This is a genomic window from Streptomyces sp. NPDC057854 (genome assembly GCF_042797055.1).
GTDB lineage: Bacteria > Actinomycetota > Actinomycetes > Streptomycetales > Streptomycetaceae > Streptomyces.
This window is the reverse complement of sequence record NZ_JBHVMF010000017.1, coordinates 63,904-78,650: the sequence shown is the minus strand read 5'-3', so window position 1 is coordinate 78,650 and position 14,747 is coordinate 63,904. Positions and strand designations below refer to the sequence as shown.

Below are 14,747 nucleotides of genomic sequence, written 5' to 3'. Positions count from 1 at the left end.
CCCGGGATCCGCGAGCGGCGGATCCCGGGCCCTTCGACGGCTGCTTACCGGGACGCGTCCGGGTGGACCGCGTCCGTGACCGGGCGGTCGTCGGTGGGCTTCTTCTCGACCGGCTTGCGGAGCTGGATGTTCAGCTCGCGCAGGCGGGACTCGTCGAGCTCGGTCGGGGCGCCCATCATGAGGTCCTGCGCGTTGCCGTTGAGCGGGAACGCGATGGTCTCGCGGATGTTGGGCTCGTCGGCCAGCAGCATGACGATGCGGTCGACGCCGGGGGCGATGCCGCCGTGCGGCGGGGCGCCGTACTGGAAGGCGCGGAGCATGCCGGCGAACTCGGTCTCGACGGTCTCGCGGCTGTAGCCGGCGATCTCGAAGGCCTTGAACATGATGTCGGGCTCGTGGTTCCGGATGGCGCCGGAGGACAGCTCGATGCCGTTGCAGACGATGTCGTACTGCCAGCCGAGGACGTCCAGCGGGTCCTTCGTCTCCAGGGCCTCCAGGCCGCCCTGCGGCATGGAGAAGGGGTTGTGCGAGAAGTCGATCTTTCCGGTCTCCTCGTCCTTCTCGTACATCGGGAAGTCGACGATCCACGCGAAGCGGAAGACGTTCTCCTCGAACTGGCCGGCACGCTTGGCGGCCTCGACCCGGACCGGGCCCATGATCTTGGAGACCTCGTCGAACTCGCCGGCGCCGAAGAAGACGGCGTGGCCGGGCTTGAGGCCCAGGCGCTCGGTGAGGACCTTGACGTTCTCCTCGGTGAGGAACTTGGCGATCGGGCCGGTGAGGGCGTTCTCCTCGCCGACGCGGACCCAGGCCAGGCCCTTCGCGCCGAGGGAGACGGCGAAGTCCCCGAGGCCGTCGAAGAACTTGCGCGGCTGGTCGCCGGTGTCCGGGACGGCGAGCGCGCGGACGTGCTTGCCGGCGAACGCCTTGAACTCGGAGTTCTCGAAGACGTCGGTGATGTCGACGAGTTCGAGGGAGGTGCGCAGGTCGGGCTTGTCGTTGCCGTACTTGAGCATCGACTCGCGGAACGGGATCCGCGGGAAGGGGGAGGAGACCTCGCGGCCGCCGCCGAACTCCTGGAAGAGCTCGGTCATGAGCTTCTCGATCGGCTGGAAGACGTCCTCCTGCTCGACGAAGCTCATCTCGACGTCGAGCTGGTAGAACTCGCCGGGCGAGCGGTCGGCGCGGGCGTCCTCGTCGCGGAAGCAGGGCGCGATCTGGAAGTAGCGGTCGAAGCCCGAGATCATGAACAGCTGCTTGAACTGCTGCGGGGCCTGCGGGAGCGCGTAGAACTTGCCCGGGTTGAGGCGGGACGGGACGACGAAGTCACGGGCGCCCTCGGGGGAGGTCGCGGTGAGGATCGGGGTCGCCATCTCGTTGAAGCCGAGGGCCGTCATCTTGGAGCGGATGGCGGCGATGACGGCGGAGCGCAGCATGATGTTGCGGTGCATGCGCTCGCGGCGCAGGTCGAGGAAGCGGTACTCCAGGCGCCGCTCCTCGTTGACGCCGTCGTCGGCGTTGATGGTGAAGGGGATCTGCTTGGCGGCGCCGAGGACCTCGACCTCGCCGACCTCGACCTCGACCTCGCCGGTGGGCAGCTCGGGGTTGACGTTCTCCGCGCCGCGCGAGACGACCTTGCCGTCGACGCGGACGACGGACTCCTTCGTCAGCTTGTCGAGGGCCTCGTAGGCGGAGGTGCCGGGGCGGGCGACGAGCTGCGTGATGCCGTAGTGGTCGCGCAGATCGATGAAGAGGATGCCGCCCAGGTCGCGCCGATTGTGCAGCCAGCCGCTGAGCCGGACGTCGGTGCCGACGTCAGAGGCGCGGAGCTCGCCGCAGGTGTGGGACCTGTACCGATGCATCGTCGTTCATCCAGTCTTCGGGATCGGTGGGGTGGGACGTGACTAGTCACTAGCCAAGCCCCACCAGCCTACCGGCCCACCCAAGATCGCGATTCGAATACGCTCGGTGGCGACACGCAGTCCGATATTCATAAAGTGGGGCAATGCGCACCGAGGACGTCCTGGCCGCGATCGCCACGGGCCTGTGGCGCTGGGACAACGCTTCCGGGATCGTCTCGCTCGACGCCGAGGCCGCCCGGCTGCTCGGGCTGCCCGCGGAGCCGGCGCGGCTGACCGAGGCGGCCGTGCGCTCGCGCTTCCATCCGGTCGACTGGAACGAGATCGACGGCGTGGTCAGCCTGGCGGTGGCCGAGGGGACGCTCGCCGAGGCGCGGCTTCGGATCATGGACGAGCGGGGCCGGGTGCTCCGTACGGTACGCAGCCGGTCGAAGCCGCTGGTCGAGGGCGGCGACTACCAGCTGGTCGGCACGCTCCAGGAGGTGGCCGACCCGCAGCCGGGCACGGCCGGGCCGCACACGCCGATCACGGGCGACTGGCGGCGGTCGCGGGAGGCGTTCCTGCTGGACGCGGGGCGGGCGCTGGCGGAGGCGCGGTCGACGGCCGAGGTGCTGCGGGTGGCGGCGTCGCTGTCGATGCCGGGGTTCTCGCCGGACGGGCTCGCGGTGTTCGGGGTGTCGGGCGAGCGGCTGACGGTGATCGGGCACCACGGGCAGCGGGACGGCGACGAGGGCCCGTTCACGTCGATGTCGCTGGCGACGGACTACCCGGCGGCGGAGGTGGTGCGGACCGGGCGGGCGATCTACCTGCCGTCCCCGGAGGAGTACCGGCGCCGCTTCCCGACGACCTGGCCGCTGGCGGAGCAGTTCGAGCGGCAGTCGTGGGCGTTCGTGCCGCTGGTGGTGGCGGGGCGGACGATGGGCGCCTGGATGGCGGCGTTCAAGCATCCGGTGGCGTTCACGCCGGACGAGCGGTCGGTGCTGACGACGGTGGCGCGGATGCTGGCGCAGGCGCTGGCGCGGGCCGGGGTGGCGGAGTCGGAGCGGGAGCTGTCGCTGGGGCTCCAGCGGACGATGATGCCGGTGCTGGGTCCGGGGATCCCGGGGATCCAGGTGGCGGCGCGGTACGTGCCGACCGGCGGCGGGCTCCAGGTGGGCGGCGACTGGTACGACATGATCCGGCTGCCCGGCGGCCGGCGCGGCGGCGCGGGCCGGATCGCGCTGGTCATCGGGGACGTGCAGGGGCACGACGTGCGGGCGGCGGCGCTGATGGGGCAGCTGCGGATCGCGCTGCGGGCGTACGCCTCCGAGGGGCACCGGCCGGACGCGGTGCTGTCGCGGGCGTCGCGGTTCCTGTACGGGGTGAACGACGGGTACGGGGCGGAGACGGAGACGGGCGGGCCGGGGGCCGGGCCGCGGTTCGCGACCTGCCTGTACCTGGAGGTGGACCTGGAGACGGGGACGGTGGACATCGCCCGGGCGGGTCATCCTGACCCGGCGGTCCGCATGGTCGACGGAACGGTTCTGCTCAGGCCGACGGCCGGCGGGCTGCCGCTCGGCATCGACGCCGACACCGACTACCCCACGACGCGGCTCACCCTCGAACCGGGCGAGACGCTGATGATCTGCACCGACGGCCTGCTGGAGACCGGCGGGCACGACCTCGACAGCGGCTGGGAACGGGTCCGGCGGATCCTGGAGGAGCACCGGGGCGACGATCTGGAGGAGCTGGCCGACACGCTGGTGGAGGCCGTGCACGGGCCCGGGTCGCACCACACCACCGGGCCGCTGGCGGACCGGCGCGAGGACGACATCGCGGTGCTGCTGCTGTCCCGGCGGCCGGCGACGCCGGTGCGGCAGACGCCGCGCCGGACGCTGATGACGATCGCGCAGGCGGAGCCGGAGCGGATCGCGGAGGCGCGCGAGCAGGTGCGGCAGCTGCTGCACGACTGGACGGACGCCGAGCAGCTGGACTCGGCCGTGCTGATGGTGTCGGAGATGGTCACCAACGTCCTCGTCCACACGGACGGCGACGCGCTGCTGACGGCGGAGGTCGCCTGCGGCGAGAAGGCGCGCCGGCTGCGCGTGGAGGTCTCGGACGCCAGCGACGAGCTCCCCCACCGGCGCCAGCCCGGCGAGATGGCGTCCAGCGGCCGGGGCCTGGTGCTGATGGAGATGCTGGCCGACGCGTGGGGCGTCGAGCCGCGCGGCGAGGGCAAGACGATCTGGTTCGAACTCCGCGAACCGACGGGGCCTGAGGGCTGCTGCGGGTAGGGCGGCCCTGCCCGCGGCAGCCCTCCCGGCCCGTCCGCCCTTCCGGCGCGCGGGGGGTGCCCCAGGGGCGGAGACTGGTGTCGTACGGCCGCCCGGGGGGACCACGGAGCGCGTCATGGACACCCACAAGGTCGGGAGCGACACCACCGTCCTCGCCGACAGCCTGGAAGTGCCGGGGATCGGGCACGTCCCCGCCAACGCCTATGTGCTGACCGCCGCCGAACCCGTCGTCGTGGACACCGGCCTGTCGCTGGAGGACCGCGACTTCGTCGGGACGCTGTCCGGGGTGATCGACCCCGCGGACGTGCGGTGGATCTGGCTGACCCATCCGGACCGCGACCACACGGGCGGCATCTTCGCCCTGCTGGACGCCGCTCCCCACGCGCGCGTGGTGACCACGTTCATCGGGGCCGGGATCATGACGACCGCGCGGGCGCTGCCGATGGACCGGCTGTACTTCCTCAACCCGGGGCAGTCCCTGGACGTCGGCGACCGCGAGCTGCACGCCTTCCGGCCGCCGCTCTTCGACAATCCGGCGACCGTCGGCTTCTACGACGACCGGACCCGGATCTGCTTCAGTTCGGACTGCTTCGGCGGGCCGATGCCGAGCCGGGAACTCGCGGAAAGCGGGCACGCGAGCGACCTGAAGCCGGAGGAGCTGCGCGGTACGCAGCTGCTGTGGGCGACGATCGACAGCCCGTGGGTGCACGTGGTGGACCCGGAGAAGTACCGGGCGACCCTGGAGCCGCTGCGGGCGATGGACCCGGAGATCGTGCTGTCCACGCATCTGCCGCCGGCCGTGCGGATGACGGACCGGATGCTGGCGACGCTGGCGGCGGCGCCGGACGCCGATCCGTTCGTCGGCCCGGACCAGGCGGCCCTGGAGGCCATGCTGAAGTCCTTCGAGCCGGGACCGGCGGCGGTCTAGGCGGTCGCCTCCGGGTCCGGGGCCGGGGCGGTGGCCGTGCCGGTGCCGGAGCCGTAGCGGGCGCGGAGTTCGCCGAGGATGCCGGTGGCGGCGGCGGTGAGCGGGACGGCGAGGAGCATGCCGAGGATGCCGGCGACCGACGCGCCCGCGGTGATCGCGAGCATGACGGCGGCGGGGTGCATCTGGACGGTGCGGCTCTGGACCACCGGCTGGAGCACGTTGCCCTCGATGACCTGGACGGCGAGGACGACGCCGAGCACCCACAGGGCGATGACGAAGCCGCGGTCGGCGAGGGCGACGAGGACGGCGACCGCGCCGGAGAGGAAGGCGCCCAGGTACGGGATGTAGGCGGTGACGAAGACGAGCGCGGCGAGCCCGACCGCCCCGGGCACCTGGAGGACCAGCAGGCCGACGCCGATGAGGACGGCGTCGACGAAGGCGACGAACGTGGTGCCGCGCATAAAGCCCTCGACGGCCTCGAAGGCGCGGCGGGCCATCGCCTCGGCGGTGTCGGAGGTGCCGGACGGGACGAAGGCGCGCAGCGCGCCGACGGCCTTGTCGGAGTCGCGGAGGAAGAAGAAGATCAGCAGCAGGGCGAGGACGGCGGTGGCGAGCATCTGCCCGACGACGCTGAGCCCGGAGATCACCCCGGAGGCGGCGGTGCCGCCGAACTTCTCCAGCAGCTCCCGGGCGTTCGCGGCCAGGTCCTCCAGCGAGGTGCCGGCGGCGCCGAAGTGGTCGGCGATGTCGACGGCGGCCCGCCGCAGCGAGGCGAGGATCTGGTCGCCGGTCTCCAGGAGCGCGGCGACCACGATGTACGTGGCGCCGCCGACGACCAGGAGGACGGCGGCGACGGTGATCGCGGCGGCGAGGGAGGCGCTGACCTTCATCCGCAGCAGCCGCCGGTAGAGCGGTCCGAGCAGCGCCGTCCCGAGGATGGCGAGCAGCACCGGGGTCACGGCCGCCTTGAAGACCACGCACAGCCAGACGAAGACGGCGGCCACGCCCGCGACGAGGAGCAGGACGGCGCACCAGGCGCCGAGCTTGCGGGCGGGCTCGGGAAGCAGGGGCGTACGACTCGTCTCCACCCGCCCATAAGATCACACCGATCCGGGAGGAACGGGGACGTGACGGGCCGTCCGGGCGACGACCCGTCACATCGAGGCGTACCGCTCTTATTCGCCCATGCCGTGGACGGCGGGGATGGTGCCGAGGCGGCCGGCCTGGAAGTCCTCGAACGCCTGGCGCAGTTCGGCCTGGGTGTTCATGACGAACGGGCCGTAGTGGGCCATGGGCTCGCGGATCGGGCGTCCGCCGAGGAGGACGACCTCCAGGTCCGGGGTGTGGGAGTCCTGCTTCTCGTCGGCGCGGACGGTCAGCGAGCCGCCCTTGCCGAAGACGGCGGTCTGGCCGAGGTGGATCGGACGGTGCTCGGCGCCGACGGTGCCGCGGCCGGCCATGACGTACGCGAGGCCGTTGAAGTCCTCGCGCCAGGGCAGGGTGATCTCGGCGCCGGGGCGGAGGGTGGCGTGGATCATGGTGATCGGGGTGTGGGTGATGCCGGGGCCCTCGTGCCCGTCGAGCTCGCCGGCGATGACGCGGAGCAGCGCGCCGCCGTCGGGGGAGGTGAGGAGCTGGACCTGGCCGCCGCGGATGTCCTGGTAGCGGGGGGCCATCATCTTGTCGGAGGCGGGGAGGTTGACCCACAGCTGGAGGCCGTGGAAGAGGCCACCGCTGACGACGAGGGACTCCGGCGGGGCCTCGATGTGGAGGAGGCCGGCGCCGGCGGTCATCCACTGGGTGTCGCCGTTGGTGATGGTGCCGCCGCCGCCGTTGGAGTCCTGGTGGTCGAAGGTGCCGTCGATGATGTAGGTGACGGTCTCGAAGCCGCGGTGGGGGTGCCAGGGGGTGCCCTTGGGCTCGCCCGGCGCGTACTCCACCTCGCCCATCTGGTCCATCATGATGAACGGGTCGAGGTACTGGTAGTTGATACCCGCGAACGCCCGGCGGACCGGGAAGCCCTCGCCCTCGAAGCCCTGGGGGGCCGTGGTAACGGCGAGCACGGGGCGCGGGACGGCGTCGGCGCCGGCGACGACGCGCGGCAGGGTGAGCGGGTTCTCGACAGTCACGGCGGGCATGGCGGGACCTCCTTGATACGGCCTGAGGGCACGGTGGCCGGCTCGGCCTGTCCTCGTACGACCACTTTAGTTGAATGCTGAACTTCCTGCCACCCGGAACGCGGAACGCCCGGGAGGAATTCCTCCCGGGCGCCCTCTGCTCCTGCTCTCAGGATCGGTCAGCCGTACATCCGCCGCATCGCGTAGTCGACCATCTGCTCCACGGCCTTCGCGTCGAAGACCATCCGGTGGTCGCCCTCCATGTCGAGGACGAAGCCGTAGCCGGTCGGGAGCAGGTCGATCACCTCGGCACCGGTGATCACGAAGTACTTCGACTCCTTGCCCGCGTACCGCCGCAGCTCCTTCAGCGAGGTGAACATCGGGATCACCGGCTGCTGGGTGTTGTGCAGGGCGAGGAAGCCGGGGTTGTCGCCGCGCGGGCAGTAGACCTTGGACGTCGCGAAGATCTGCTGGAAGTCCTCGGCGGCGAGGGTGCCGGTGGTGAAGGCCCGTACGGCGTCGGCGAGCGAGGGCGGCGAGGGCTCCGGGTACAGCGGGGCCTGCTGCTGCCCGTAACCGCCGGGCACTCCCCCCTGCATGCCGGGCGCGCCACCCTGCATCCCCGGTGCGCCGCCCTGCATCCCGGGCATCCCGTACTGCTGCTGCGCACCCGGATTCTGCTCGTAGCCGTACATGGGCCCTGAGCCTACTGCGTCACAGATCGCCCGGTAGGGGTTGCTCTTATTACCGGTGGGTAGCATCATCGGAGAGAACAGTGCGCTACTCGTGAGTAGGACCTGGGTGGCGTACGTACGAGGACACCCTCCCCGATCTTTACGGAGCCGTCGCCATGGGGCACTACAAGTCGAATCTCCGCGACATCGAGTTCAACCTCTTCGAGGTGCTCGGCCGCGACAAGGTGTACGGCACGGGTCCGTTCGAGGAGATGGACGTCGACACCGCCAAGAGCATCCTCGACGAGATCCGCCGCCTCGCCGAGAACGAGCTGGCCGAGTCCTTCGCGGACGCCGACCGCAACCCGCCGGTCTTCGACCCGGAGACCAACACGGCCCCGGTCCCGGCCTCCTTCAAGAACTCGTACAACGCCTTCATGGAGTCCGAGTACTGGCGCCTCGGCATCCCCGAGGAGATCGGCGGCACCGTCTCGCCGCGCTCCCTCATCTGGGCCTACGCCGAACTCCTCCTCGGCTCCAACCCGGCCATCTGGATGTACTCCTCCGGCCCCGCCTTCGCCGGCATCCTCTACACCGAGGGCAACGAGCAGCAGAAGAAGGCCGCGCAGATCGCCGTCGAGCGCCGCTGGGGCTCCACGATGGTCCTCACCGAGCCCGACGCCGGCTCCGACGTCGGCGCCGGCCGCACCAAGGCGATCCAGCAGGAGGACGGCTCCTGGCACATCGAGGGCGTCAAGCGCTTCATCACCAGCGGTGAGCACGACATGGAGGAGAACATCCTCCACTACGTCCTCGCCCGCCCCGAGGGCGCCGGCCCCGGCACCAAGGGCCTGAGCCTCTTCCTCGTCCCCAAGTACGAGTTCGACTGGGAGACCGGCGAGCTCGGCGCCCGCAACGGCGTCTACGCCACCAACGTCGAGCACAAGATGGGCCTCAAGGCCTCCAACACGTGCGAGATGACCTTCGGCGACAAGCACCCCGCCAAGGGCTGGCTCATCGGCGACAAGCACGACGGCATCCGCCAGATGTTCCTCATCATCGAGTTCGCCCGCATGATGGTCGGCACGAAGGCGATCTCCACCCTCTCCACGGGCTACCTCAACGCCCTGGAGTACGCCAAGGAGCGCGTCCAGGGCACCGACCTGGCGAACTTCATGGACAAGGCGGCCCCCAAGGTCACCATCACCCACCACCCCGACGTGCGCCGCTCCCTGATGACGCAGAAGGCGTACGCCGAGGGCATGCGCTCCCTCGTCCTCTACACGGCCTCCGTGCAGGACGCCATCCAGCTCAAGGAAGCCGCCGGCGAGGACGCCAAGGCGCTCCACGGCCTCAACGACCTGCTCCTGCCGATCGTGAAGGGCTACGGCTCCGAGAAGGGCTACGAGCAGCTCGCCCAGTCGCTCCAGACCTTCGGCGGCTCCGGCTTCCTCCAGGAGTACCCGATCGAGCAGTACATCCGGGACTCCAAGATCGACACCCTCTACGAGGGCACCACCGCCATCCAGGGCCAGGACTTCTTCTTCCGGAAGATCGTCCGCGACCAGGGCGCTGCGCTCAACACCCTCTCCGAGGAGATCAAGAAGTTCCTCGCCACCGGCACCGGCGGCGAGGAGCTGGCCGGCGCCCGCGACGCGCTCGCCAAGGCGGCCGTCGACCTGGAGGCGATCGTCGGCAAGATGATCACCGACCTCACCGCCACCGGCGAGGACGTCAAGAACATCTACAAGGTCGGCCTCAACACCACCCGCCTGCTCATGGCCTCCGGCGACGTCGTCGTCGGCTACCTGCTGCTGCGCGGCGCGGCCGTCGCCGCCGAGAAGCTCGCGGCCGGCGCGACCGGCAAGGACGTCGCCTTCTACCAGGGCAAGATCGCCGCCGCGAAGTTCTTCGCCGCGAACGTCCTGCCCGGCGTCTCCACCGAGCGCCTCGTCGCCGAGGGCGTCGACGGCGGCCTGATGGACCTGGACGAGGCGGCGTTCTAGTACTCCGGTACGGCGGGGTGGGGTACCCGTACCCCACCCCGTACGAACACACCTCGGTCCATACAGGAACGGCCCGTCCCCGGGGAGGGGGGCGGGCCGTTCCGCCTTCCCGGCAGCCGGACGGCGACGGTCGGCTCACCCCACCCGGCCCCGCGAAAACGCCCCCGTAAGGTGGGGCGCATGAGCAGCGCAGCTTCCCGTCCGGCGTCCGCACCGTTCGGACCCGGGCACACCGATGACCTGATGTCCTTCCTCTCGGCGTCCCCGTCGCCGTACCACGCGGTGGCGAACGCCGCGGAGCGGCTGGAGAAGGCGGGCTTCCGCCGGGTCGAGGAGACCGCGGCGTGGGACGGGACCAGCGGCGGGAAGTTCGTCACCCGCGGCGGCGCGATCATCGCCTGGTACGTGCCCGAGGGCGCCGAGCCGCACACCCCGTACCGGATCGTCGGCGCCCACACCGACTCCCCCAACCTGCGCGTCAAGCCCCGCCCCGACATGGGCACCCAGGGCTGGCGGCAGGTCGCCGTGGAGATCTACGGCGGCACCCTCCTCAACACCTGGCTCGACCGCGACCTCGGCCTCGCCGGCCGGCTCACCCTCCGCGACGGCAGCCACCGGCTCGTCAACGTCGACCGGCCGCTGCTGCGCGTCCCGCAGCTCGCCATCCACCTCGACCGCTCCGCCAACGACGGCCTGAAGCTCGACCGCCAGCGGCACATGCAGCCCGTGTGGGGCACCGGAGAGGTCCACGAGGGCGACCTCGTCGAGTTCGTCGCCGGCGAGGCCGGCGTCGACGCCGAGGACGTGGCCGGCTGGGACCTCATGGTCCACGCCGTCGACGCCCCCGCCTACCTCGGCCGCGACCGCGACCTCGTCGCCGGCCCCCGCATGGACAACCTCCTCTCCGTCCACGCCGGCGTCGCCGCGCTCGTCGAGACCGCCGGTCGCGAGAACCTCCCGCACATCCCGGTCCTCGCCGCCTTCGACCACGAGGAGAACGGCTCCGAGGCCGACACCGGCGCCCAGGGCCCGCTCCTCGGCACCGTCCTGGAGCGCTCCGTGTACGCCCGCGGCGGCGGCTACGAGGACCGGGCCCGCGCCTTCGCCGGCACGGTCTGCCTCTCCTCCGACACCGGCCACGCCGTCCACCCGAACTACGCGGAGCGGCACGACCCGACCCACCACCCGCGCGTCAACGGCGGCCCGATCCTCAAGGTCAACGTCAACCAGCGGTACGCCACCGACGGCACCGGCCGCGCGATCTTCGCCGCCGCCTGCGAGAAGGCCGGCGTGCCGTGGCAGTCGTTCGTCTCCAACAACGACATGCCCTGCGGGACCACGATCGGCCCCATCACGGCCGCCCGCCACGGCATCACCACCGTCGACATCGGCGTGGCGATCCTCTCCATGCACAGCGCCCGCGAACTCTGCGGCGCCGAGGACCCCTACCTCCTCGCCAACGCCCTGGTCGCCTTCCTGGAGGGCTGAGCGCGGGCGCCCGGGCCTAGGCGTCCATGCCCGCCAGGATCAGCGGGAGGCGGCTCGCGCCGGCTTGCGTGAGCCGGACGGGGACGCCCCAGTCCTGCTGGTGGACGTGGCAGGCCGGGTACTCGTTGGCCGGGTCGTCGTCGCAGGACGCGGCCATCGCGGAGACGTGCAGGACGCCTTCGGTGACGGCCGGGTTCAGCTCCAGGTCGCGGAAGAGGTCCGTGCCCGTGCCCTCGCCGGACAGCAGCAGCTCCGGCGGGGTCGCGGAGACCAGGAGGCGGGTCGAGGGGCCGTACCGCTCGTCCAGCTTCTGGCCCGTCGGCGCCTGGAAGACCACGTCGAGGCGGAGCCGGCCCGGGGCGACCTCGGTCGCCTCGCGCTGGGTGCGGTGCGCCACCGACTCGACCTGCACGGCCTCCTCCGGCAGCCGCAGCCGGGTGAGGCGGTGCCGCGCCGACTCGACGACGACGATGTCGTCGCCGACCAGCACCGCGTCGCTGGGTTCGCGCAGATCGGTGGCGAGGGTGGTGACCTCGCCGGTGGCGGGGTCGTAGCGGCGCAGGGCGTGGTTGTACGTGTCGGAGACCGCGACCGAGCCGTCGGGCAGGGCCGTCACGCCGAGCGGGTGCTGGAGCAGCGCCTGACCGGCGGCGCCGTCCCGGTGCCCGAAGTCGAAGAGGCCGGTGCCGACGGCGGTGTGCACGTGCCCGTCGGTGTCGACGTACCGCAGCGCGCTGGTCTCCGAGTCGGCGATCCAGAGGCGGTCCTCGGTGGCGGCGAGCCCGGACGGCTGCGCGAACCACGCCTCGGCGCCGGGCCCGTCGACGAGCCCCTCGTTCGTCGTCCCCGCCGCGACCTCGACGGTCCCGCCCTCGGGGTCGTACGTCCAGAGCTGGTGCACGCCGGCCATGGCGATCCACACCTTGCCCCGCCACCAGGCGACGTCCCACGGCGAGGACAGGTCCACGCCGAGCGCGGGACCGGAGGTCGGCGACCCCTGCCACCACTGCTTCCCGGTGCCGGCGATCCGCTCCACCGCGCCGGTCGCCGGGTCGAACCGCTGGAGCGCGTGGTGCACGGTGTCCGCGACGACGACCGTCCCGTCCGGCAGCAGCGCCAGCCCCTGCGGCTCGCGGAACACGCCCTCGCCGCCGATCCGCCGCACCACGGTCTCCCCGTCGGCGGCCAGCTCCACGAGCTGGTGCCGGGTGGTGTCGGAGACCAGCAGGTTCCCGCCCGGGAGGACGACGGCCTTCCCGGGGAAGCGCAGGTCGGTCGCGACCGGCTCCGGCGGCACGTACGGCCCGTCCCCGCGCCGCAGCGTCCCCTTCGCCTCGTGCTCCGCCTCCAGCTCCTCGACGAGCGTCCGGATCGCGTTGGCGTGTCCCTCGCCCGCGTGCTGCGCGACGACGTACCCCTCGGGATCGATCACCACGAGCGTCGGCCACGCCCGCACCGCGTACTGCTTCCAGGTCGCGAGCTCCGGGTCGTCGAGCACCGGGTGGTGCACCTCGTACCGCTCCACCGCGTCCACCACGGCCTGGTGCTCGGCCTCGTGCACGAACTTCGGCGAGTGCACCCCGACGATCACCAGCGTGTCCCGGTGCTTCTCCTCCAGCTCCCGCAGCTCGTCCAGGACGTGCAGGCAGTTGATGCAGCAGAAGGTCCAGAAGTCGAGAATCACGACCTTTCCGCGCAGGTCGGCGAGGGTGAGGTCGTCGCCACCGGTGTTCAGCCAGCCGCCCTTGCCGATCAGCTCGGGGGCGCGGACACGGGCGCGGGAACGGGGGGCGGGCGCGGGGGTGGGCGCCGGAGCGGCATCGTTCATCCTTCAAGCTTGCCATCCGTCCGTGACGGCACCGTGAAGGGCCCGTCACGTGGGGGCGGCGGGCGTACGGGTGGATCGGTGCGGCCGGGCGGGGGGTGTCGGCGTGTCCCGGGCCGGGGGCGGGGCGGGGCGGGCGGTGGCATGGGCCCATGACGTGTGCGGGCGGATCATCGGACTACTCCCGCTTTCGGGGGAGGCGGGCGGTGCGGGCCGGGGCCGGACTGCTGGCCGGGGTCCTCGTGCTGCCCGCGCTCGTGCTCGCCGGGCCGGGAGAAGCCCGGGCCGGCGGCGCCGGGGACAAGGCGCTGCGGATCGCGGTCACCGTCAACGGGCGGACCGGCAGCGGAGACGAGCCGGTCGCCGTCCGGGCCGGGAGCGAGGTGGTGAAGCGGTACCGGCTGGTGAACCGGGGCGGCGCCGATCTGCACGGGTTGCGGGTGCGCGACCCCGGGAACCCGGCCGGCACCCTGGTGCGCTGCCCGCGCCGGGTCCTCGTCGGACTCACGTCCCTGGAGTGCGTCGCCCGCTTCCGCGCTCAGCCCGGGACCCGTACCGGCACCGTGCGCGCCGAGGGGCACGTCCCCTCCCTGGGGCTGACCGCCCGCGCGACCGCCCGCGCCGGGTACGCCGGTGTCCTCGGCGCCCTCGTCCTCGCCGAGCGGGTGCGCGTGGCGCCGCCGCCGGGCGCGGCCACCGTGACGTACACCGTCGGCAACCGGGGGAACCGGCCCCTGTACGGCGTGCGCCTCACCGATCCGGCGCTCCGGCTCGCTGCCGGGGGCGTGGACTGCGGCGGGCGGCCCGGGCTCGTCCCGGTGCTCGCGGCCGGCGCCTCCGCCCGGTGCACCGCGACCGTCCGCCGGCCGGCCGGTACGCATCGCAGCACCGGTGTCGCCACCGCGACCGACCGGGTCGCGACCTACGACGGGCGCGGGCGCCGCGTCCCCGCGCCGCTGCTCACGGCCCGCGCCGCCGCGTCCTTCACGGTGCCGGAGGAGCCGGGGCGGGCGGCTGGAGGGTCCCTGCCCGGGGGCGGCGTGGGGGGTGGGGTCGGTGGTGGGGTCGGTGGTGGGGTCGGGTCCGGTGCCCTGCCGGGGGCGGGTGGGGCGCCCGGGGTGGGTGGGGCGTCAGAGGTGGGTGGGGTGGCCGGGGCTGTCGGGGCTCTTGGGGCTGTCGCTGCCGTTCCGCCCGTGTCCGGGGTGCTGCCCGTCGGGCCTCCGGGCCCGGAGCCCGGCGCGCTCGCCGCCACCGACGCGGCACTGGGCGCGGCCGGTGCCGGAGCGGGGACGGAAGCCGGACCGGGGGCCGGAGATGCGGCCGGGGCAGGAGTCGGAGTCGGGGCCGGTGAAGGGCGGGGGGACGGGGCGGGGCGGGTCGGGGAGGCGGACAGCGGGGGCGGGCGGGCTCCGGTCGTCGTGCCGCCTCGGGCCGCCGCGCTCGACGGCGAGGGGTTCCTCGGGCGGCTGCGGCGGCGGGGCCGGGAGGCGGACGAGATGGGGGTCGTCGTGATGCTGCTGCTGATCCTGGTGCCGGCCGCCCTCGCCGCCGCGCTCCTCGGCAACCGGAGGTCCTGA

The 14,747-nt window shown here is 72.6% G+C and carries 10 protein-coding genes; 5 read left to right on the top strand and 5 right to left on the bottom strand.

Features of this window, described 5'->3' with window-relative positions; genetic code table 11:
- Window positions 1-44: 44 nt before the first annotated feature.
- On the bottom strand, window positions 45-1,862 hold the full coding sequence (gene aspS, locus ACFVQZ_RS23910; RefSeq protein WP_030498396.1) for an aspartate--tRNA ligase: 1,818 nt from the start codon (window positions 1,860-1,862) through the stop codon (window positions 45-47).
- A 143-nt stretch (window positions 1,863-2,005) separates the two neighbouring features.
- Between aspS and ACFVQZ_RS23905 the strand changes: the two genes are divergently transcribed.
- Together ACFVQZ_RS23905 and ACFVQZ_RS23900 are read left to right on the top strand one after the other, a co-directional pair.
- Entirely contained in the window at window positions 2,006-4,132 is a 2,127-nt protein-coding gene (locus ACFVQZ_RS23905; protein WP_030498395.1) for a SpoIIE family protein phosphatase, read from the top strand.
- Between the two features lie 115 nt (window positions 4,133-4,247).
- Window positions 4,248-5,060, top strand: coding sequence for an MBL fold metallo-hydrolase (locus tag ACFVQZ_RS23900; protein WP_383625811.1), 813 nt, complete (start codon window positions 4,248-4,250; stop codon window positions 5,058-5,060).
- On the opposite strand, the gene ACFVQZ_RS23895 is transcribed toward ACFVQZ_RS23900, so the two are convergent.
- The 3 genes from ACFVQZ_RS23895 to ACFVQZ_RS23885 form a co-directional block, all read right to left on the bottom strand.
- Entirely contained in the window at window positions 5,057-6,148 is a 1,092-nt protein-coding gene (locus ACFVQZ_RS23895) for an AI-2E family transporter (RefSeq protein WP_030498393.1), read from the bottom strand. The genes ACFVQZ_RS23900 and ACFVQZ_RS23895 overlap by 4 nt on opposite strands.
- Window positions 6,149-6,235: 87 nt before the next feature.
- Window positions 6,236-7,198 carry a pirin family protein gene (locus ACFVQZ_RS23890; protein WP_030498392.1) on the bottom strand — a complete coding sequence of 321 codons (963 nt, stop codon included), beginning with the start codon at window positions 7,196-7,198 and terminating at the stop codon, window positions 6,236-6,238.
- Between the two features lie 158 nt (window positions 7,199-7,356).
- Window positions 7,357-7,872, bottom strand: coding sequence for an SseB family protein (locus ACFVQZ_RS23885; RefSeq protein ID WP_030498391.1), 516 nt, complete (start codon window positions 7,870-7,872; stop codon window positions 7,357-7,359).
- 155 nt (window positions 7,873-8,027) lie between these two features.
- Between ACFVQZ_RS23885 and ACFVQZ_RS23880 the strand changes: the two genes are divergently transcribed.
- The gene (locus tag ACFVQZ_RS23880) at window positions 8,028-9,857 is read left to right on the top strand and encodes an acyl-CoA dehydrogenase (RefSeq protein WP_383625806.1); all 1,830 of its coding nucleotides are present in this window, start codon (window positions 8,028-8,030) and stop codon (window positions 9,855-9,857) included.
- Between the two features lie 180 nt (window positions 9,858-10,037).
- The gene (locus ACFVQZ_RS23875; protein WP_383625803.1) at window positions 10,038-11,345 is read left to right on the top strand and encodes a M18 family aminopeptidase; all 1,308 of its coding nucleotides are present in this window, start codon (window positions 10,038-10,040) and stop codon (window positions 11,343-11,345) included.
- A gap of 16 nt (window positions 11,346-11,361) precedes the next feature.
- On the opposite strand, the gene ACFVQZ_RS23870 is transcribed toward ACFVQZ_RS23875, so the two are convergent.
- Window positions 11,362-13,173 carry an NHL domain-containing thioredoxin family protein gene (locus ACFVQZ_RS23870; protein ID WP_030498388.1) on the bottom strand — a complete coding sequence of 604 codons (1,812 nt, stop codon included), beginning with the start codon at window positions 13,171-13,173 and terminating at the stop codon, window positions 11,362-11,364.
- A gap of 203 nt (window positions 13,174-13,376) precedes the next feature.
- On the opposite strand from ACFVQZ_RS23870, the gene ACFVQZ_RS23865 reads away from it, so the two are divergent.
- Window positions 13,377-14,747 (top strand): hypothetical protein, encoded by a 1,371-nt coding sequence (locus tag ACFVQZ_RS23865; protein ID WP_383625799.1) that lies wholly within the window; start codon window positions 13,377-13,379, stop codon window positions 14,745-14,747.

Coding starts and splice junctions, on each gene's coding strand:
- ACFVQZ_RS23890 (WP_030498392.1), bottom strand. CDS start 7,198: ATGCCCGCCGTGACTGTCGAGAACCCGCTCACCCTGCCGCGCGTCGTC.
- ACFVQZ_RS23905 (WP_030498395.1), top strand. CDS start 2,006: ATGCGCACCGAGGACGTCCTGGCCGCGATCGCCACGGGCCTGTGGCGC.
- ACFVQZ_RS23870 (WP_030498388.1), bottom strand. CDS start 13,173: ATGAACGATGCCGCTCCGGCGCCCACCCCCGCGCCCGCCCCCCGTTCC.
- ACFVQZ_RS23880 (WP_383625806.1), top strand. CDS start 8,028: ATGGGGCACTACAAGTCGAATCTCCGCGACATCGAGTTCAACCTCTTC.
- ACFVQZ_RS23875 (WP_383625803.1), top strand. CDS start 10,038: ATGAGCAGCGCAGCTTCCCGTCCGGCGTCCGCACCGTTCGGACCCGGG.
- aspS (WP_030498396.1), bottom strand. CDS start 1,862: ATGCATCGGTACAGGTCCCACACCTGCGGCGAGCTCCGCGCCTCTGAC.
- ACFVQZ_RS23885 (WP_030498391.1), bottom strand. CDS start 7,872: ATGTACGGCTACGAGCAGAATCCGGGTGCGCAGCAGCAGTACGGGATG.
- ACFVQZ_RS23900 (WP_383625811.1), top strand. CDS start 4,248: ATGGACACCCACAAGGTCGGGAGCGACACCACCGTCCTCGCCGACAGC.